This window comes from Reyranella sp. (assembly GCF_017305915.1).
Lineage (GTDB): Bacteria > Pseudomonadota > Alphaproteobacteria > Reyranellales > Reyranellaceae > Reyranella.
In genome coordinates this window covers 34,687-54,768 of the sequence record NZ_JAFKJN010000030.1, presented here as the reverse complement: position 1 = coordinate 54,768, position 20,082 = coordinate 34,687, and the positions used below count along the sequence as shown (strand labels likewise).

The window sequence follows — 20,082 nt, the reverse complement described above, 5'->3', positions numbered from 1 at the left end:
CCCGATGGCAAACCGGACACGACGCCGAGACGCCGTGATGTCGGCACGTGACCCAAGGCAGACGTCACAATCCTGGAAGTGCCATTGAGCCGCTAGGAAAGACGATGGCTCGCTCGCCGAGCCTCAGATGCCTTCGACTGCCCAAACGTCGAGCACCGCCGCGTTCTCGCGCAGCTTCTTCACCGGAATATATTCCGGTGAATTCCAGAAGCCTTTAAGCGCCTCCATAGACGGGAACTCGAATACGACCATCCGTCGACCATCGTGCTTCCCCTCCAAGGTTTCGACTTTGCCGCCTCGTATGGTGAACCTGCCACCATGAGTCTCGATGAGCGGCACGACGGCCTTGGCATAGACTTGATATTGCTCCGGATCGCTCACCGTCATATGGACCATCAGATACGCCGACATTGCCCTCTCCCCTTGCTGTCTGATCCTTATCTTGCACGACGGTAACCCGCGAAACATCTCTCGAGAGTCTAGCTTCAGGGGCACAGCGGACATCAATTGGAGGGGCAGCAATGTCCGAAACCGACCCAAACCGGACATGGCTCCGGAGCTCCGGTCTAGCAGGGCAGTTGCCCTAGCAGGCTGTTGAAAAAGTCGTCGCGATCGCGCCCTGGCGAAAGAACCGAATCCGGCGGGCCTCGGCCTTGAATCGATCGTGCGTTTCCCAGACCGATGACGAATCGACATTGCCCATGGGAGGCCTCGAAAAACCTATTTCAACAGCCTGCTAGACGACCTCGCAGATCAGAACCTCACCATCGATGGCCTCGGGCGGTGATGCCAACAGTGGCCCAAGATTTTCCCTGATCCACGGCATGAGCTTTGCCGTGGATCCTTCCGCGACGGCCTTGTTTGAGTAGAGCGAGACCGCGATGACCGTGTCATCGCTCCCGCTGACAAGATAGTAGCCCTTGAAGCCGTCCATGGCCTTCATGGCGGGCAATGCTCCGGCCTTGACGCGCTTTGCAAATTCCCCCGCCATGCCAGGCTTGCACTTGCCTCGTCTAATCGCGGCGTACAATCCGGCCATGCTGCCCCCCAAAGTTGCCGAGAAGCGACCATGCCGGCACCCAGACGGATTCGCAACAGCTACGTCGAGTGCTCCGTCAAGGTCGCACGTCGAGCGGTCGCATCGTTCAGTGTGTATGCCCATGCGCTACTATAGCGGCCGGATTTGGCCCATCGCGCCGGTTTGTGGCGCGCGCCGGCCGGGCAGCTGTCGGGGATGGACCGGACCAACGCCGAGGGCGCTGCAACTGACGCGAATGACCCGGAGCTGACATTGGTCCTAGCCTAAGAGCAACGCCCTATGCTTTGATATGTCGGACGGATCTACCGATTTCGGGAGGCCGTTTTGGCCGACAATCGCGTGGAACGGCGGCTTGCGGCAATTTTGGCGGCGGATGTTGCCGGATACAGCCGCTTGATGGGAGCGGACGAAGAAGGGGCGCTGGCTCGGCTCAAGGCCGTCAGAAAGTCTCTTATCGATCCCGCCATCACGGCGCATCGCGGATGGATGGTCAAGACGACCGGTGACGGTATGCTGGTCGAGTTCGCCAGCGCCGTTGATGCAGCGCGATTCGCCATCGAGGTCCAGCGCGGTATGGCTGAGCAAAATGCCATGGTGCCGCAGGTCAACCGGATCGAATTTCGCATCGGCATCCACGTCGGCGACATCATAGTCGATGAGAACGATATCTTTGGGGACGGCGTCAATATCGCCGCCCGCCTTGAAGGGATCGCGGAGCCCGGTGGCGTCTGCATCTCCGACGACGCGCAACGTCAGATTCGCGGCAAGGTCGATATCGCCTTTGAGGATATGGGGCCGCAGCACCTGAAAAATATCATTGAGCCGATGCGCGCGTGGCGATTGGCGAAAAGCGCGAGCGCTTCTGGGGCAACGTCGACAAAGGTGGTTGTCGAGACCACCCAAGCTCTGACGCTCCCCGACAAACCTTCCATCGCCGTCCTGCCGTTCCAGAACATGAGCGGCGATCCGGAGCAGGAATATTTCACCGACGGCATAACCGAGGACATCATTACCGCGCTCTCCAAATGGCGCTGGTTCTTCGTGATAGCGCGCAATTCAAGCTTTACCTATAAAGGCCGAGCTGTTGACGTGAAGCAGGTCGGGCGCGAACTTGGCGTGCGCTATCTGCTCGAAGGAAGCATCCGCAAGGCTGGACACAGAATTCGACTCAACGCCCAGCTGATCGACGCCACCAGCGGGGTTCACATCTGGGCCGAGCGATTCGATCGTGATTTCACGGACGTGTTCATGGTCCAAGATGAGCTGACACATCATGTCGCCGCCGCTATCGAGCCCGCCCTGTCGAAGACCGAAATTGAGCAAGCCAGACGAAAGACCCCGCCGCAGATGGCAGCTTGGGATCATTACCTGCGAGGCATGTGGCACTATTACCAGTTTACGGAGGAAGAGGTTTCCAACGCTCTTGCTTCATTCAAACGCGCAATCGACCTCGATGAATCATTTGCCGATGCGTATGCCGCTATGGCCCGAGCACTGATGGGCCGCATGATGTACTACGCCCTGGCAGAGCGCGAAGCAGGCATTGCTGAGGTGCTTCAGGTCGCAAGAAAGGCGCTATCGTTCGACAGCCAGAATATCAATGCCTACTATATCCTTTCGATCGCTAGCTCGCATTCGAACGACGCTAATGCCGGGCTTCAATTTGCGCAGTGTGCGATCCAGCTCAATGACAACTTTGCTCCAGGCTATTTCGCACTGGCAATTGCGTGCTTGTATCTGGGCCAACCAGACGACGCCTTGACTGCGATCGACCAAGCGCTGCGCCTCAACCCCAACGATCCGCAGACCTTCACTTGGCGGTCAACGAGAGCGTCGGCCCTCTACCTTCTCGAACGCTATCTCGAGGCGATCGAGTCTGCACGACAGAGCCTCGCGCTGAACCGGTATCACACCGCGATGCGCGTGCTCGCAGCCAGCTACGCGCAGCTCGGTGTGATGGACGAAGCGCGCAACGCAGTGCGCGAGCTGCTGGTATATGGGCAGGCGGATAAGACCATCGCTGCTGTCATCAAGCCGTTCATGCGTGCTGCCGATCGAGAGAGGTGGACGGAAGGGCTCCGCGCGGCTGGATTACCAGATGCTTGACTATCGATGGCCTACCCGCGCCGGACTTGGCCGTGGCGGCACCAGCTGATCGCGTCCGCCAGACGATCGTCACCCCAGAAAAGTTCGGGGCCTACCGAGAACGTTGGCGAACCAAAGATGCCCAGTTGCCGCGCGGCCCGTGTCTCGGCCGAGAGGAGGTCACTTGTCTCGTCCGCGTTGGCAATATGGAGCACCCGGTCAGGATCCTGTCCAATATCGCGCAAGCTTGAGGACAGGTTGGGTTCGCTACCCGTTTCCTCTCCCCGCTGAAGCCAACGCCGGTAAGCAGCTCGCACGAAGTCGGCGCCCCACCCCTCGTTCATGCCCACAGTCGCCACGAGATTGGCCATGATCGACTGCTTCGCCGGATAAGGTGCCGGAAGCGCAGTCGGGATCCCATACATCGCCGCCCGGCGCCCAAGGTCGCGCCACATGTACCGCATCTTCGCCGGCTTGTCGGCAAAGGGAACATGATTCATTTCCTGGAGAATCAAGAGCAGATGGAATGGACGCCATCGAAACGACAGGCCGGTCGACTGCTCCACTTCCCTGAGGCGCATCACGCTCAAGTAGGAATACGTGCTGCCCATCGAGAACCAGAAGTCGATGTGAGTGCCAGCCATGTCGATGCTCATGCGCGTCTTGCAAGTTTACGTCGGCCGACGGGGTTCGCAATGCTCATACTCATACCTCACATCTAAGCGGCACTGGCGGAGGTCTGGGGACTTGGGAGGTGGGAGGGTCGTGTCCCCAGTGGTGGTGCAACTGTGGGAGCAAGGCCGCGCGCGAGCGCGCTATCCACTAGCGCCGTAGCGAGGGAGCGGCCCTGTTGCGAAGACCAACCTGCAACCGAGAGACCACCGATGACCGATGAGATGATGAACCTGCGCACGCTGGTGGAGAAGACCCCGGACGCCGATGTTTTGCGCGAGATGATCGGCTTTGCCGCCGAGCGGCTGATGGAGATCGAGATCGGCGTGCTGACCGGAGCCAGCCATGGCGAGAAGAGCGCGGCCCGCACTCACCGCGAGAGCCTGACACGAACCAGACACCGAACGGCCGACAGCGACGATCGAACCGCCGGCCGCTCCGACCGCTGCGTCACTGCCGACCGCCGCGCCATCCCGCTCGTCCGCGGCGGCCTCAAAAGCCACCGGGCAGTGCAAACCAACCGTCTCATCGGCCGCTCGATGCCAAATCGACTGGCCTCCGAAATTCGGTGAGATATCCGGGCTAGAGCGATTTCCGAGCAGATGGAACCGCTCGCGGTTCCATCTGCTCGGAAATGCGCGCCCGGGCGTTGCTGGTTTCAGCGGGCACATTCCGTTCGGCTGATTCCAGCCGAACGGAATGTGCTCTAACGGTTCCGTTCTATCGGTTGCCGCATTCTCTTCCTTACAAAATCCTTTCAAATCAGGCTCTTGGCCTACCGAAAAGCCAAATTCCTATGCGATTCCTATGTGAAAACGGCGGCCATAAGACATAGATACGGCATGGGAAGGCAACTCATCCCTCGTACAAGCAGTGCGATCTTCGGCGGGTCGGTGGAGACGATGGGATATGGCGAGAGAAATACCACGATGGCCGCCGGATTTGGCGTGGATGATCGATGCCCTGGACTCGATACCGAACGACGCCACGTCGACCACGTTGAAGGGGCGGCTCGAGGCGGACCGCTCGAGCTGGCTGCGCCTCCAGGCATTGGCCCGCTTAGAAACGTCGTTCACCTACGGTAATGTCGTCGTCACGTTTGCTTCGCCGCCGGTTGCCGTGGAACGGTCGGCACAGCATTCGGACATGATGCCTCCGCGCTACCGAGTGTCCTTGGAGCTGACAGTCAGGAAGGATTGAGCGGTTGGTTCAAGCCTGAGCGCAATTGAGGATTAGGCGAAGGCAAAGCGCTCTAACGGGGCAACGACGCCGAGCGTGGCCCGGAAATGGCCGTTTGCGAGGTCAGCCGTATCTCTTGCGCGAAGTGCTTGGAAACTGGCTGCGGCGCGCTGTCCTGAATCATCGGGACCCCAACCCGGACCGCTACGCCGTCACGACCGAGTCCTGTACCGGCTGGCGTCGGACTATACAGTCGGCGGTGTCTTCGGCCTGCCACCCCTACCTCGTTGACGGGCAGCAGATTGATGTTTTGCACTTCGGGAGCAGAGGTCGCGTAAGGTTCAGGCAAAGAAAATTCCCTCACACGGCCTTTTTCCGGTGCCAGAACATGGACCGGGGAGATCTTGGAGGAAGCCATGCACCGTATCTGCTTGACGTTCTCCGTGTTGCTGCCGGGCGGCCGAAAGCCTGCCCGCCTGGGCGCAATCGAACGAGGCCACCAGCGCGATGCCAGGATCGACGCCGCGATCGTCCAGTGCCCGACGAACGGCGCGGCGGCGATTCCTGTGCTCGAGCGAGCGCTGCAGGACGCCAAGGTCGACCTGTCATCGCGCAGTTGAGGAGCCAGGGATGAGGTTGGCGGTTCTTGTCTGTATGGTTCTCGCCCTCGTGGCGTCGGCAGCGGTGGCGGCGGGATGCCCTGCCGGCACCAAACGGTACTGCCTGCAGACCAAGTCCGGCGTGCAGTGCTTCTGCCGCTAGAGCGGTTTCCGGTTAGATGGAGCCGCGCGGCTCCATCTAACCGGAAACGCGCGCACCGGGATGCCTGTTGCGGCAGGCACATTCCGTCCGGCTGATTCCAGCCGGACGGAATGTGCTCTAGAGGGCGCCGCGTCTCTCCGTCGTGTAAGACAAAAGCTTGCCGTCCAGAAAATCGAGGCGCGTCCGGGTGAAGAAGGGCGAGTCGGGCCCGTTCCATTCGACGATGGCGTAGTCTGCCGTGCTCGGGCCGCGCGCGGTCACGACCGTACCCGGGCAGCGCATGACCTGCACCGTCTCGTCGTAGGTCATGCCACGGCGCAGCGCAGCCAACTTGTCGGCGCTGGCACTGCACGTCGTGGCGCAGCCCGAAACCGAAACGGAGCTGCCGAGGACCAGCAGCCCCAGCGCTGGCATCAGCAGCCGCTTCGTCGTCATGTTGCGCGCTCCATCGTCAGCGGCTGCCGAAGGCAATACCCAGGCGTGCCATGATCGCCAGGTTGGCCTGCGGATCGGCCGTGCCGACGTAGGTCACGGCGAAATTGTTGGATATCGCCGTGACCACGCTGCCGGGCCGAAACTGCAGCTCGGCATTCAGCCCGAACAGGAGCGGTAAGCCGTCGCCGAGGTTGCCGACCGGTATGCGCAGGCCCAACCCCACGGTAGGATCGACGCTGAAGCGGCGGTTCTCGCCATAGAAGCCCTGCTGACCGGGGGCATTCGCCTCGCCGCCCTGCAGCACCTGGCTCCAGCTATCGAGCGTCAGGCCGCCGTAGATGTCGAACAGGGCGGCCGGAGGGCCCGAACGATCGCCGACGGGCACAGTGACTCCAAGCAGCACGGGAATCTGAAAATATTCTCTGATCGCGCGGGAGCCGAAATCGGCGGCGGTCGCGCTGGTGTTCTGGAACGACTGGTTGAAGGAGTCCCTGCCGAATCCCGATTGCAGGCCCGTCTCGACGAAAACGCCGAGCCCCAGGTGTTGCTCGTCCCGCATGTACCAAAAGAGCGGCACATGGACGCGCGCGCCCAGCAGAGGCTTGATGGAGGACGCACCGCCGGACCGGCCCGAGGTCGCACCTGGAACGTCCATCATGTCGACTGCGGTCACGCTGCCGCTTCGCGCCAACGGCGCGAAGACGCCGCCAACCGCATAGAGCTGCGTGGACAGCAGGTCGCCGGCGCGCAGGGTGCCCTGGTTTTGCGCACCGGCCGGGCAAGCCGATGCGACCGCAACCAGGCAGCTGCCGAGAGATAGCAAACGTCCGATCAATGCCATGGCGTCACCGTCCGAAGATCGAGCCCCAGGAGGATCTGGAAGGTTGGGTTGGCGCCGCGGCGCCGGGGCCGGGCGCGGCGGCCGGCGTCACGTCCGGCTCGGGCGCGGCTCGCGGCTTGTTGTCGGGCCAGGGTTGTGGCTTGGGCGGATTCTTGGGCGCCCTGCAGATCGCACGCCTGGCGGGAGTCGGATTGCCCTCGACGTCGCGGTTCCACCATCCGCCGCCCAGCGCCTGGAACAGCGCGGCGGTATCGGAGAACCGCGCGGCCCGCGCCTGGACCAGGGCGAGCGAGGCCTGCTGATAGGTCACCTCGGCGTTCAGCACCTCGAGGATGCCGGCGTCACCGGCCACCTGGCGGTTCCGCGTGATGTCGAGGCTGAGCTTCGCCGCCCGTTCCGCATTGGCCGCGGCCCGCAAGGTGAGCGCATCCGACTCGAGCGTCCGCATCGTGTCGGCGACGTTGCGGAAGGCCGTCAGGGCCGTCGATCGGTACACCGCCTTGCTCTGCTCCCAGGCCGCGATCGCGGCGCGCCGGCGAGCCAAGCTGGCGCCGCCATCGAGGACGGTCTGCGCCAAGCTCGCGCCCACCGTCACCGTCGGTCCGAGAGCATCGCTGAACAGCATGTCGAACGACGTCGCCGTCGAGCCGTAGGTCAGCCCAAACGTGAACTGGGGCAGCAGCGCCGCCGTCGTCACGCCGACCTGCGCCCCGGTGGCATGCACGTTCGCTTCCGCCGAACGGATGTCGGGCCGCTGCTCGACCATTCGCGACGGCAGGTTGGCCGGCAGCTCCTGCGGCAGGGCCAGGCTGGCAAGGTCGAAGGTCTCGGCCGGCACATGCGCCGTCGTCCGACCAGTGAGCTGCGCCAGGAGATGCCGCTGCTGGCTGAGCTGGTTGCGCAGCGGCGGCAGCGTCGCCTCGCTAAGGGCGAGAGCCGCCTCCTGCGTGGCGACGTCGGCGCGGGAGGCCTGTCCGATGGCAAATCGCCGTTGCAGCAGAGCCAGCGACTCGCGCTGGATCGTAATGGTGCGTTCGGCCGTCGCGATCTGCCCGCGCAGCGACGCCTCGGTGACCGCGGCGACGACGACGTTCGAGGTCAGCGTCAAGTAGGCGGCTTCGAGAAGGAAGCATTGCGACTCGGCCGTGGCGTCGAGGGATTCGGCGGCACGACGGGTGCCGCCCCAGATGTCCAGCAGGTAGGTGATGTTGAGCAGCCCGGTGAACAGCCCGAAGACCGAGCTGCCGCTGGCCGGCGTCGGCGACAACACGGTCGATTGCTGGTTGTGGGTGCCCGACCCCGTGGCGGTCACGAGCGGAAAGAGCGCCGCCCTCTGCGCCTTCGCATTCTCCTGCGCCAGCTTCAGGGACTGCATCGCCGCATGGATATCCGGATTGGCGACGAGCGCCTGCTGGATCAGGTCGTTCAGCGGCCGTGACTGATAGACCTGCCACCACTGGGCCGGAATATCGAGATCGGTAACGAAGCGCTGCGCATCGCCGCCGAGAACGTCCGGGATCGCGGCCGTCGTGTCCGGCGACGGCCCCGAGAGGTAGGTCTTGTCCCGCGGCGGGTCGGGACGCACGAAGTCGGGGCCGACCGTGCAGGCCGAAAGCGAGAGCATTGTACTAGCGATGAGGGAGCGACAGAGAGTCATTCCTCCACCTCCTCTTCAACGACGCGATCGGCGCTGCGCGTATACGCCTTGAGGAAGACGCTGCGCAGCGCGGGGCCGACCACAAGCAACATGATCGGACCGAGCAGCATGCCGCCCACCACCACGGTCGCCAGCGGCCGTTGCACCTGGCTGCCGATACCTTGCGAGATCGCCGCCGGAAACAAGCCGACGCCCGCGGACAGTGCCGTCATGAGCATCGGCCGCATGCGCTGCTCGGCACCGTTGAAAATGGCCTCGCTGAACGACTGCCCGCGGCTCAGCAGCTCGCGGAAATAGGTGATGTTGACGATGCCGTCCATCACCGCCACGCCGGCCAGCGAGATGAACCCGATGGCGGCCGAAACACTGAACTCCTCGCCGGCCAGATAGAGCGCGATCACGCCGCCGGCCGCCGCGAAGGGAATGCCGGCCAGTGCGACGAGGCTGTCGCGCAGCGTGTTGAACAACCCGTACAGCAGGACGAGGATCAAGATGAGCGTGATCGGGATGATGATCTCGAGGCGCTGCTTGGCCTTCTGCAGGTTCTCGAATTCGCCGGCCCAGAGGATGCGATAGCCGGTCGGCAACTGGATGTTCCGCGCGATGCGGTCCTGCGCCTCAGCGACCGTGCTGCCGAGGTCGCGGCCGCGGATGCTGAACTTGATGGGGATGAAGCGCTGGCTGCTCTCGCGGTAGACGAACGAGGCGCCGGTATCCACCGAGATGTTGGCGACCTCGCCCAACGGGACATAGGCGTTGCCGCCGCTCGGCACGGAATAGGTGACCTTGACGTCGCGAATCGCATCGATCGTATCGCGGTAGGGGCCCTGCAGGCGCACCGAGACGCCGAACTGGCGATCGCCCTCGAGCACGGTCGTGGCGTTGGTGCCGCCCATCGCGGCCTGCACGACCGTGTTGATGTCGCCGGCGTTGAGCCCGTAACGCGCCGCCTTCTCGCGATCGACGCGGATGTTGAGATTGGGCTGGCCGACGATGTGGAAGATACCGAGATCGGCGACGCCCTGGATCTGGGCCATCTCATTCCTCACCCGCTCGGCGAGGCTCTCGAGCACCTCGAGATTGGGCCCGACGATCTTGATCGAATTGGCGCCCTTAACGCCCGACAGCGCCTCCTCGATGTTGTCCTGGATGTACTGCGAGAAGTTGAAGCCGATGCCCGGCAGCTCGTCCTCGAATTCCTTCTGCAGGATGTCGGTGAGCTTTGCCTTGTCGAGGCCGGGCGGCCACTGGTCGAACGGCTTCAGGGGAGCGAACAGCTCGACGTTGGAGAACGGTGACGCGTCGCTGCCGTTGTCCGGGCGGCCGTGCTGGGAGACGACGGTCAGGACCTCGGGATGGCGCAGGAGGATGTCGCGCATCTTCTTCGAGGCGTCGATTCCGGCCTGCAGGCTGATGGTCGGCGGCATCGACGCCCTGATCCAGAAGTTGCCCTCTTCGAGTGCCGGCAGGAACTCGCTGCCCAGGCGCGTCCCGGCAAGGCCCGCCAAAACCAGGAAGGCGACGCCGATGGCGATCGGAACCGCGACCCGATTCAAGGCCCATCGCAGCACCGGCGTGTAGACGGCGCGGATGAACCGAACGAACCGCGTCTCGACCTCATCGACGTGCTGCGGCAGGACGATGGACGCGAGGACCGGCGTGACCGTGAAGGTGGCAAGCAGCGCACCGGCGAGCGCATAGGCGTAGGTGCGCGCCATCGGACCGAATATCTGCCCTTCGACGCCGCTCATCGTGAACAGCGGCAAAAATGCCGTCACCGTGATGAGGGCGGTAAAGAACACGGCGCGATCGACCTGAAGCGCGCTGACGAAGATCAGCCGCAGCCGCTCGTTCCAGAGATGCGCGCTGCCGTGGCCGCTGGTCGATGCCGTTGGATCCGGCCCCCACAGCCCCTCGCTCAGATGCGAGAGCAGCCGGCGCCGGTTGCCCTGGCTGCTCTGGAAATTGCGGAAGACGTTCTCGACCAGGATGACCGCCGAATCGATGATGATGCCGAAGTCGACCGCCCCCACCGAGAGCAGGTTGGCGTCCTCGTTGCGCGCCACCATGATCACCACGGCGAAGAACAGCGCGAACGGGATGTTGGCGCCGACGATGATCGCCGATCGCAGATCGCCCAGGAATATCCACTGGATCAGGAAGACCAGCAGGCAGCCGAAGACCAGGTTGTGGATGACGGTGCTGGTGGTGACATTCACCAGGGTGCTGCGATCGTAGTAGGGCACGACCTTGACGCCGGGCGGCAGCGTGCCGTCGGTATTGATCCGGTCGATCTCGGCCTCGACCTTGGGCAGCACCTCGTTGGTGTGCTGGGTCCGCCCCATGACGACGATCGCCGCCGCGATGTCGGGATCGTGGTCGCGCCCGGCGATGCCCAGCCGTGGCACGACGCCCACCGACACCCTGGCGACGTCCTTCACCAGGACCGGCACGCCATTGCTCTGCGACAGCACCACGTTCTCGATGTCGGTGACGCGGCGGCCCTGCGTGAGGTCTTCGCTGCCGCCGCTGTCGATCAGGCCCACGCCCCGGATGTTGACCGACTGCTGGCCGATCGTGATCTCGCGACCGCCGACATTGATGTTGGCGTTGCCGAGCGCCGTGATGATCTGCGGGATCGAGGTGCCGTAGGCTTCCAGCTTGGCGAGGTCGGCATCGACGTTGAACTGCTTGGTCGTGCCGCCCCACGAGTTGATCTGCACGACGCCCGGAATGGTGAGCAGCCGGCGCGCGACCACCCAGTCCTGCACGGTCCGAAGGTTCGTCAGCCCGAAATTGGGCGGCCCGGCGATCTGGTACCGGATGATCTCACCGACCAGGCTCGATTGCTGGATCTGCGGCACCTGGTTGCCCGGCAGATTGACGCCCTGCTGCATGTAGACGGACGCATTGGCGTAGGCGGTATTGAAGTCGATACCGTACTTGAAGGTGACGCGCACGAAGCTCAGGCCGTAGAACGAGGTCGAGCGGATGTTGACCACGCCGGGCGTCGGGTAGAGCGCGATCTCGATCGGGATCGTGTAGTACTTCTCCATCTCCTCGGCCGAAAGGCCCGGCGCCTGCGCGGTGATCTCGAGGATCACGGGAGCGGGATTGGGGTAAGCCTCGATGTTCAGGCGCGTGAACGCGAAGACGCCGACGCCCAGGAAGACCAGGACGGACAGCACGACGATCGGCCGACGCGTAAGGCCGAAGACCAGGATCGACTTCAACACGGCCGACCCCCACGCTCAATCGCTGGCACCGGCAACTCCAAACGCTTTGTTGCTGACGAAGATCGCCCCATCCGTGACCACCAGTTCGCCCGGCTGCAGACCTTCGGTGATCTGGGTCATGCCGCCCTGCTGTACCCCGGTCCGCACGGACCGCTTCTCGAAGCGGCGACGATCGGTCGTCAGCCAGACCGACATGCTGCCATCGCCCTCGCGGACGACCGCTGCGCTGGGAACGGCTATGTCCTGGAGCGGGGCGGCAATGCGGATCGTAAACGTCGCGAACATGCCGGCCCGGAGCAGACGGTCCGGGTCGCGAATCTCCGACCGCACCAGCAGGCGCCGTGTCGCGGGATCGACTTGGGCGCCGACCACGGTGATCACGCCGGCGAACTGACGATCGCCGTAGGCCGTCACGCGGACCTCGACGTCCTGCCCCGCCCGCAGCAAAGGAGCGTCCGCCTCGATCACGTTGGCAAGCATCCACATCGTCGAGGTATCGGCGACGGTGAAGGGCGCGGGCGCGTTTCCCGGCTGAACCAGCAATCCCGGCGCCGCTGTTCGCTGCGTGACGATGCCGGAGATCGGGCTGCGCACGATCAGCACCGAATCGGCCTTGCGTTCCTGGACGATCTGGTCGATCTCCTCCTCGGTCTTGCCGAAGATGCGGACCGTGTTGCGTGCCGCCCGCAGGTTGCCCTCGGCCGTTTGCTGGTCGGACCTGACCTGATCGACGTCCTTCTGGGCGCCGCCGCCGCCGCGAAAGGTCTCCGTCAGGCGCTTGAGATTGGCGTTCTGCAGCACCAGGACGCCCGCCGCCTGGATCAGGTTGGAGGTGGCCGTCAGGAGGTCCGGGCTGTCGACGGTGAACAGCACCTGCCCTTTCTCGACACGGTCCCCGACATTGGCGAAGGTGGCAATGATCCGCCCTTGATTGGGGGTGAAGACCTGCACCAGCATGTTCTGGTTGAAGTCGATGTTGCCGACCGCGCTGCGCGTCCGCTCGAAGCGGGCTTGCCCCACCGCGGCGATCTTCAGGCCTGCAACCTGCTTCTCGCTCAGGGCGACCTCGACCTTGGTCCGCTGGATATCCGCCCGCCGGCTCCGATTTTCCTTCTGTGCGGGCGCAGAGAAGGGCGGCAAATCCAGCCACCACAATGCACCCAGGCCAACAATTACGATGGCTGCTGCGCCGACTAACCTCCGACCATCGATCATGCGACGGACGAGGTGCGGTTGCCTTGACTCACTCATGTACCGAACTCACACCGCTATTGCTTGTCGATCCGGGAGGCAACCTGTTCGGCGCCGGATCCCGACCCCACAAGCATGAAACCAACGCCTCGGATCGTGTGTATAACCACGGTCGCACCCATGTCAGAGAGTTGTCGCCGCAATCGATGGATGTGCACATCGACGGTGTTGGCATCGGCCTTCGCGTCGAATCCATAGAGCTGATCGAAGAGAAACCCCCTTCGAACAACGTGCCCTTCGTGGCGCATCAGCACTTCGAGAATGAGAGCCTCGCGCAGTCGGCCTACGAAGCGATGGCTGCCGATGTTGACCTGCCGGCTCTCCGTATCGAGCGAGACATTGCCGGCATGCAGCACCTCGCCGACCATCGTGCCAGGACGGCGTGTTATGGCGTGTAGCCGCGCAATGAGCTCATCGACGGAAAATGGCTTCGCCAGATAATCGTCGGCACCCACACGCAACCCGAGCACGCGATCGTCGAGCCCGTGACGGGCGCTGATGATCAGAATCGGAAGCGCATTCCCGGCCTGCCTGAGTCGGCGCACCAGGTCCAGCCCGTCGCCATCGGGCAACCCAAGATCCAGGATGACGGCTGAGTAAGGCAGCGACGCGATCGCCTGCTCCGCTTCCTTGACGGTCTGCACGTGATCGGAAGCGATAGCCGACTTTCTCAGCTGTCCCTGAAGGACCTGCGCAAAGGCAGTGTTGTCTTCTGCGATGAGGATTCTCATCGACCCGTCTCCAATACGCGAGTCGATTAACAGCGGTGCCGATGGGGAAGCAATGAGGCAGCAGGTAAGATTCGCGTAATTCGTTAGCCGTCGTAAGATTCAAGAAAGAGTGCGCGTTGTCAGATTTGCGTAAGCCTCACTGGCGCATCGAGATCAAGCGATTCACTTCCCGGCAACGGCCGAGTGGCCGCGTCGCATTTGTCCGGCATAGGGATCAAGTGCCGGCACGCCTTCAAGCGCACGGGCAGTGGGGATACGACCTGATTACGCGCAATGCTCGACGGCATCGCAGGCCCGCCGGCACCGTTAGGTTGGCCGAGCTAACGAGTGGCAGTCCTCAATCGCGCGCACGTTTGCCAAATGCGCTGTTCAAGTGACGCCGCATGTCTTCGAGATCGGTGAAGCGCTGGGCAAAGCCCCTGAAGACATAGGTATGGCCGTCGATCTCGACCAAGTCGCCAGCCAACAGCCAGAGAGGAAACTCCAAGGGCCGAGGTCTTGACCATAGCCATTGCGGAAACACGGCGCTTAACCTTCATCCCGTCTGTCCCGAAGGTGAAGTGGTCGAGCCGAACGCTCCGTGCGAACGGCCTCACGTACCATCGCTCGATAAATCTCTGCAGCGAGCGCGTAGTTTTCGAGAGGCCGAAATTGCGCCAGCGCCTCAGCGCCCGCCTTGAGCATGGTCGGCGACACGACAATTCGGGTTCGGGAATGGTCGTCCATCCGATCAACCCTATGCAAGCACCCTTACGCCAGACTGACGAGTTGCCATGATGGAGTACGCGCGTTGTGGCGTCCCTCCGGCGCAGGCACACGCCGCGCGAGAGTAGTCAGGCGCCGAACCGCGGAGCGAATTCTCAATGAGGGTCCGATGCGGCGACCCCGGTGAAGCGAGCCGTGATAGGGTAGACGTATCGCTCTTGCCGAAAGTGACGTGCGCATTGGGAGGTGCCGCAGGGGCTGGCCAAGCTCTGCCTGCCTCAGCAGTCTGCCAGCTCGCGAAGTAGAAGTAGATAAGGAACCGCGTCGTGTCCGACAGTGCTCCCAACAACCGCCCGCTCGCCGGGCTACGGGTGATCGACATAGCCACCTACATCGCAGCGCCGTATTGCGCGACCATCATGGCGGAATTCGGCGCGGAGGTGATCAAGGTCGAGCAGCCCAAGGTCGGTGACCCGTGCCGCAGGCTCGGCACGGTCAGCGCATGTGGCGACACGCTGGTTTGGCTCTCGGAAGCGCGCAACAAGAAATCGGTGACGCTGAATCTCAAGTCGCCCAAGGGTGCGGCGATTCTCAAGAAGCTCGCCGCGAAGGCCGACGCGCTGACCGAGAACTTCCAGCCGGGCACGCTGGAAGGCTGGGGTCTCGGTTGGGACGTGCTGAGCGGCGTCAACCCGCGCCTCGTGATGCTGCGCGTCTCCGGCTACGGCCAGACCGGGCCCTACAGCCACAAGCCCGGATTCGGGCGGATCGGCAACGCCTTCGGCGGCATCTCCTTCCTGGCCGGCGATCCCGGCGGGCCGCCGGTGACACCGGGCTCGGCCACGCTCGCCGACTACATGGCCGGACTCTACGGCGCGCTCGGGGTGATGATGGCGCTGCGCGCACGCGATGCCGGCGGCCGGGGCCAGCAGATCGACATCGGGCTTTACGAGCCGATCTTCCGCATCCTCGACGAGATGGCGCCCGCCTATGACAAGGTCGGCTTCATCCGCCAGCGGATGGGCGCGGCGGCCCCCAACGTCTGTCCGCACAGCCATTACCAGACCGGTGACGGACGGTGGATCGCCATTGCCTGCACCAACGACAAGATCTTCGCGCGCATGGCCCGGCTGATGGGCCGGCCCGAGGTGGCGGGCGACGGCATCTACGGCACCGTCGCCCAGCGTGAGAAGCAGCGCGCCGCGGTCGACGGCCTCGTCGCCGATTGGGCGAAGAAGCACACGCAGCAGAAGGCCGTTCGCCTGTGTGAAACCGCGGAAGTGCCGTGCGGTATCGTGGCGTCGGTCGACGAAATCTTCCAGGACCCGCACTACGCGGCGCGCGGCAACATCGCCCGTGTGAGCGACCCGCGCGTCGGCGATCTCGCCGTTCCGAACGTGGTTCCTCGCCTCACAGGCACGCCGGGCGGTATCGATTCGCTCGGCCCCGGCCTGGGCCAGCACAATGCGGAGGTCTACGGCGGTCTGCTGGGCATGAGCGCCTTGGACTTGCGCGGCCTGGAAGCCGAAGGCGTGATCTGACGGGGCGCAGGCGACGCGCGAGCAGAATCACCTCACCCTGAGGAGCGTCGCGAAGCGGCGCGTCTCGAAGGGTGGGCCATGAACACGGTGCGTGTTGCCGCCCTTCGAGACGCCGCGCTTCGCGCGGCTCCTCAGGGTGAGGAGGTCGCCTCGTCGGCGGCGCGGACCAGGTCGAGCGTGCGCTGCGCCTTGTAGACGATCGGATAGTCGATGAAGAAGCCGTCGAGCTGGATCGACGAGGAGCCGTCGCGCTCGGCTTTCTCGAAAGCAGCGACGACGCGTCTCGCAAAGGCGATCTCCGTCTCGGTCGGCGTGAACGCGGCGTTCACCCGCTCGACTTGCGGCGGGTAGATGCACATCTTGCCCTGGAAGCCGAGCTGCCTGGCCCGCTTCGCGGAGCTCGCGAGGCCCTCGAGGTCGTTGATATGCACCCACACGGTGTCGATCGGCGCTTCGAGGCCGGCGGTGCGGGACGCCACGACCATCTCGGCGCGTGCATGCTCCAGCTCGCTCTCGGCGAGCGTCCACTCCATGTTCACGTCGAGGGTGTAGTCGCCGGCGCCGAAGGCCATGCGCTTCACCCGCGTGCCGGCGGCGGCGATGGCGCGCGCATGGGCGATGCCCTTTGCCGTTTCGATGATCGGGATGATGTCGACGCCGCCGGGCGGCAGTCCGCGCTCGCGCTCGAGCGCGCCGACCAGCCAATCGAAGGCTGCGATCTGCTCGCGGCTCTCGACCATCGGCAGGATGATGCCATCGAGGCCGGGACCGACCACCGCCACGGCGTCGCCGTAACAGAACTCGGTGTTGAAGGCGTTGACCCGGATGTATGCGCCGCCCTTGTGCGGCCTTTTCAGCGCCTCCACGACGCGCGCGCGGGTCGCGACCTTCTCGGCTTTGGCGACGGCATCCTCGAGGTCGAGGATCACGTTGTCGGCGCCGCAGTCGAAGACCTTCGCGACCTTCCGCGCATGGTTGCCGGGCGCGAACAGGAAGCTGCGGTACGCCGGCACGGTCAATAGCCTTGCGTGACGTCGATTTCCTGCAGGAGCCGTCCTCCCGCCTTCAGGCTGCGGATGTTGGCGGCGACCTCGGTGACCAGCTGGCTCACGGTCGGCCGCCGCGCCACGTGCGGCATGATCGTGACCTTGGGATGGAGCCACAGCGGGCTCTCCTGCGGCAGCGGCTCGGGCCACAGCGCGTCAAGCGCGGCGTACGAGAGCTGGCCCGAATCGAGCGCGGCGATCAGGTCTTTCTCGACCACGTGTTTGCCGCGCCCGATGTTCACCAGCATGGCTCCCTTCGGCATCAGGGCAAACGTGCGCGTGCAGAAGATGCCCTCGGTTTCCGGCGTCAGCGGCAACAGGCAGACAGCGATGTCGGTCTGGCCGAGGAATGACTCAAGCTGATCGGGGCCGTGGAAGAGGGGGACCTCTGCGGCCTCACGCGGTGAGCGAACCCACGCGGAAACCTTGAAGCCCAGCGACTGCAGGACCAGCGCCGGCGCCTTGGCCATCATGCCGAAGCCCAGGAAGCCGACGCGCCGTTGCTCCGGCCGCACGATCGGTACCCTGCGCCACTCCTTCCTCGCCTGGGCCGCCTGGTAGGCCGGCATGTCGCGATGGAGGCGCAGGACGTGCATGACGGTGTACTCCGTCATCATCGGATCGCCGCCCGATGGTTCCACCTTGCCGAGCGGGACCTTCGGCAGCTTCGGATGCTGGACGAAGCTCTCCACGCCGGCCGAACGGCTGAACATGGCCTTCAGGTTCGGGAAGGCGGGGAGCTGGTCGAAATCCGGATGCATGAACGCGAGGTATTCGATGTCCTTCAACTCGCCGGCATCGGGCCAGAAGCGAATCGGCAGATCGGGAAGCTGCTCCTTGAATGCATCGCGAAATGCCTGGGCATTGCCGATGACCTTGTCCAGGTTGACGATGAGCAGCGCCATGCAGCCTCCGGAGTGACGCCAAAGGCGACGTGTCACTCTCGATGATGATAGTGGAGAAGACTGATCGACCCAAATCGCGAGTTCCCGGAGAAACGGTCATGAGGACAATCAGGGGCGAATGGAACGAAGCGCCCGGCGCCGTCACGCTGATCGACGCTCACCACCACCTCTGGGACCTGAAGGCGAACCGTTATCCGTTTCTCACCGACCGGCCCGAGCCTCACTTCTTCCTGGGTTCGTACGAGGCGATCAAGCGCAACTATCTCCCGGAGGACTATCTGCGGGATTCATGCGCCCACAACGTCCTGACGACCGTGCATTGCGAAGCCGAGATGGATCGCACGCAGCAGGTCGCCGAAACGCGGTGGCTGACGGAAGTGAATGCACGCCACGGATTTCCCGGCGCCATTGTCGCACATGCATGGTTCCACACCGAGAATGCGGAAGAGATCCTTGCCGCCCAGTCGCAGTTTCCCCTGGTGCGCGGGATCCGGTCGAAGCCGGTGACGTCCCTCCGTCCGGGCGCCGCGACGCCGGGTGCGCCCGGCACCATGCAGGACGACAAGTGGCTGCGCGGCTTCGCACTGCTCGAGAAGTACGGGCTGTCCTGGGATCTCCGTGTCCCTTGCTGGCACCTCGCTGAAGCCGCCGAGGTTGCCCGGCAATTCCCGCGCACCCCGATCGTGCTGAATCATACCGGCTTCCCGTGGGATCGCACGGACGAGGGCCTTGCTGCATGGCGGCTAGCGATGGAGATACTGGCTCGCGAGCCGAACGTTCATGTCAAGGTCTCCGAGTTCGGCTTGAAGGACAGCGCTTGGGAGTACGAGTCAAACCGGCGCGTCGTCATGGAAGCGATCGCGATTTTCGGCATGGAACGGTGCATCTTCGCGAGCAATTTCCCGGTCGCCGGATTGCGGGTCGATTACGGCACGCTCGTCAGCTCTCTCGATCGGATGCTCTCGGGCTATTCGCAAGCCGATCGAGACCGCTTCTTCTGGAAGAATGCCGCGGCGTTCTACCGTCTCTCGGTCACGAAACCGGCGGCACATCAAGTCTGACAACGACGCCTTCGAGGTCCTTCGAGGGCGCCGGATAGCGTTCCATGACCAGCGGATCATGGCCCGGGATGATGTGCTTCGGAGACTCGGCAAGCGCGCGAAGCTTGTCGTAGCCTTCGACCATCTCGCCGACATGGAACGCGGTCGGGAAGACCCGGCCGGTCTCCATATGCTCGTAGTAGTGGCTGGTGTCCGAAGCCAGCACGACCCGGCCGCGGGCGGTCGCGACCCGCACGCACTGCAGCCCGGCCGTATGGCCGCCGATATGATGCACGCTGATGCCCGGCACGAGCTCGGCCGATCCGCAGTGAAAGCGGACGCGATCCTTGAAGACCAGCTTCACCATGCCGACGACGTCATCGACTTCGTAGCCGTGGTTGAAGCGGCCATGGCGCATGTACCGGCCGGTCGCGTAGCTCATCTCCGCATCCTGGAGATGGAATCGCGCTGCCGGAAAATCGAAGAATGTGCCCACATGGTCGTAGTGCATGTGGGTGATGATCACGTCCTTCACGGTCGCGGCCCGGACACCCAGGAGGGCCAATCCCGCACTCGGGGTTCGGAGGAACGTGCGTTTGCGCTGCTGCGCCATGGCCGCGCTGAAGCCGGTGTCGACGACGAACGTCCGCTCTGCATTGCGGATCGGCCAGACGAAGTAGTCCATCGGCATCGGCGCATCGTGCGGATCGCCGCCGATGAAGTTGCCGCTGCGCGTCCCCTCGCGCGTTGCGTACTTGATGGCATAGACCTCGTAGACTTCCCGACTCATGGCGGTCCTTCGAGCGGCCCGGCTTGACCAGATCTCCAGCACCACCGGGTCGATCGTACAGGCTATTGCCGGCCTTCGCGAACGCGAAGGACCGCGAGCGCGCGAAATTCATTGGGAAGTGCTGCCCTCGACGCAAAGTCTGTGGAGCGCCGTCGAGCGCAAGGACG

Annotated in this window: 17 protein-coding genes and 1 pseudogene; 6 read left to right on the top strand and 12 right to left on the bottom strand. The window is 63.9% G+C overall.

What is annotated here, in order from left to right; translation table 11 throughout:
• Window positions 1-123: 123 nt before the first annotated feature.
• Complete coding sequence (locus J0J01_RS26330) at window positions 124-411, bottom strand: DUF1330 domain-containing protein (protein ID WP_296386197.1); 288 nt, start codon at window positions 409-411, stop codon at window positions 124-126.
• Between the two features lie 325 nt (window positions 412-736).
• Window positions 737-1,039: an antibiotic biosynthesis monooxygenase gene (locus J0J01_RS26325; protein WP_296386195.1), complete on the bottom strand. Its 303-nt coding sequence runs from the start codon at window positions 1,037-1,039 to the stop codon at window positions 737-739.
• A 324-nt stretch (window positions 1,040-1,363) separates the two neighbouring features.
• Here J0J01_RS26325 and J0J01_RS26320 point away from each other — a divergent pair, with 324 nt between their 5' ends.
• Window positions 1,364-3,145, top strand: coding sequence for an adenylate/guanylate cyclase domain-containing protein (locus tag J0J01_RS26320; RefSeq protein WP_296386193.1), 1,782 nt, complete (start codon window positions 1,364-1,366; stop codon window positions 3,143-3,145).
• Window positions 3,146-3,156: 11 nt separating this feature from the next.
• On the opposite strand, the gene J0J01_RS26315 is transcribed toward J0J01_RS26320, so the two are convergent.
• Window positions 3,157-3,780, bottom strand: coding sequence for a 2-hydroxychromene-2-carboxylate isomerase (locus J0J01_RS26315; protein WP_296386192.1), 624 nt, complete (start codon window positions 3,778-3,780; stop codon window positions 3,157-3,159).
• A gap of 228 nt (window positions 3,781-4,008) precedes the next feature.
• Between J0J01_RS26315 and J0J01_RS26310 the strand changes: the two are divergent.
• The 3 genes and pseudogenes from J0J01_RS26310 to J0J01_RS26300 all read left to right on the top strand — a co-directional run.
• Window positions 4,009-4,158 (top strand): annotated as a pseudogene (locus J0J01_RS26310) (IS256 family transposase); the annotation flags it as partial.
• Window positions 4,159-4,747: 589 nt separating this feature from the next.
• Window positions 4,748-4,996, top strand: a complete 249-nt coding sequence (locus J0J01_RS26305) for a hypothetical protein (protein ID WP_296386190.1) — start codon at window positions 4,748-4,750, stop codon at window positions 4,994-4,996.
• A 395-nt stretch (window positions 4,997-5,391) separates the two neighbouring features.
• A complete protein-coding gene (locus J0J01_RS26300; RefSeq protein WP_296386188.1) occupies window positions 5,392-5,595 on the top strand; it encodes a hypothetical protein in 204 nt (67 codons plus the stop codon).
• Window positions 5,596-5,854: 259 nt separating this feature from the next.
• Here the strand turns inward: J0J01_RS26300 and J0J01_RS26295 are convergent, their stop codons facing one another.
• From J0J01_RS26295 to J0J01_RS26270, 6 genes are read right to left on the bottom strand one after another with little or no spacing between them, the layout of a single operon-like run.
• Window positions 5,855-6,172 (bottom strand): hypothetical protein, encoded by a 318-nt coding sequence (locus J0J01_RS26295; RefSeq protein WP_296386186.1) that lies wholly within the window; start codon window positions 6,170-6,172, stop codon window positions 5,855-5,857.
• Between the two features lie 16 nt (window positions 6,173-6,188).
• On the bottom strand, window positions 6,189-7,013 hold the full coding sequence (locus tag J0J01_RS26290; protein ID WP_296386184.1) for a hypothetical protein: 825 nt from the start codon (window positions 7,011-7,013) through the stop codon (window positions 6,189-6,191).
• A 4-nt stretch (window positions 7,014-7,017) separates the two neighbouring features.
• Window positions 7,018-8,637, bottom strand: coding sequence for an efflux transporter outer membrane subunit (locus J0J01_RS26285; protein ID WP_296386181.1), 1,620 nt, complete (start codon window positions 8,635-8,637; stop codon window positions 7,018-7,020).
• Window positions 8,638-8,666: 29 nt separating this feature from the next.
• A complete protein-coding gene (locus tag J0J01_RS26280) occupies window positions 8,667-11,906 on the bottom strand; it encodes an efflux RND transporter permease subunit (RefSeq protein ID WP_296386179.1) in 3,240 nt (1,079 codons plus the stop codon).
• A 15-nt stretch (window positions 11,907-11,921) separates the two neighbouring features.
• Entirely contained in the window at window positions 11,922-13,121 is a 1,200-nt protein-coding gene (locus J0J01_RS26275; RefSeq protein WP_296386177.1) for an efflux RND transporter periplasmic adaptor subunit, read from the bottom strand.
• Between the two features lie 53 nt (window positions 13,122-13,174).
• The gene (locus J0J01_RS26270; RefSeq protein ID WP_296386175.1) at window positions 13,175-13,888 is read right to left on the bottom strand and encodes a response regulator transcription factor; all 714 of its coding nucleotides are present in this window, start codon (window positions 13,886-13,888) and stop codon (window positions 13,175-13,177) included.
• Window positions 13,889-14,919: 1,031 nt separating this feature from the next.
• Here J0J01_RS26270 and J0J01_RS26265 point away from each other — a divergent pair.
• Entirely contained in the window at window positions 14,920-16,134 is a 1,215-nt protein-coding gene (locus J0J01_RS26265; protein ID WP_296386173.1) for a CoA transferase, read from the top strand.
• Window positions 16,135-16,265: 131 nt separating this feature from the next.
• On the opposite strand, the gene J0J01_RS26260 is transcribed toward J0J01_RS26265, so the two are convergent.
• Both J0J01_RS26260 and J0J01_RS26255 read right to left on the bottom strand, forming a co-directional pair.
• Window positions 16,266-17,147: a CoA ester lyase gene (locus J0J01_RS26260; protein WP_296386171.1), complete on the bottom strand. Its 882-nt coding sequence runs from the start codon at window positions 17,145-17,147 to the stop codon at window positions 16,266-16,268.
• A 2-nt stretch (window positions 17,148-17,149) separates the two neighbouring features.
• Window positions 17,150-18,085, bottom strand: a complete 936-nt coding sequence (locus tag J0J01_RS26255) for a glyoxylate/hydroxypyruvate reductase A (protein WP_296386169.1) — start codon at window positions 18,083-18,085, stop codon at window positions 17,150-17,152.
• A 98-nt stretch (window positions 18,086-18,183) separates the two neighbouring features.
• On the opposite strand from J0J01_RS26255, the gene J0J01_RS26250 reads away from it, so the two are divergent.
• A complete protein-coding gene (locus J0J01_RS26250) occupies window positions 18,184-19,146 on the top strand; it encodes an amidohydrolase family protein (RefSeq protein WP_296386167.1) in 963 nt (320 codons plus the stop codon).
• Here the strand turns inward: J0J01_RS26250 and J0J01_RS26245 are convergent.
• Entirely contained in the window at window positions 19,118-19,960 is an 843-nt protein-coding gene (locus J0J01_RS26245; protein ID WP_365738376.1) for an N-acyl homoserine lactonase family protein, read from the bottom strand. The genes J0J01_RS26250 and J0J01_RS26245 overlap by 29 nt on opposite strands.
• Window positions 19,961-20,082 lie beyond the last annotated feature (122 nt).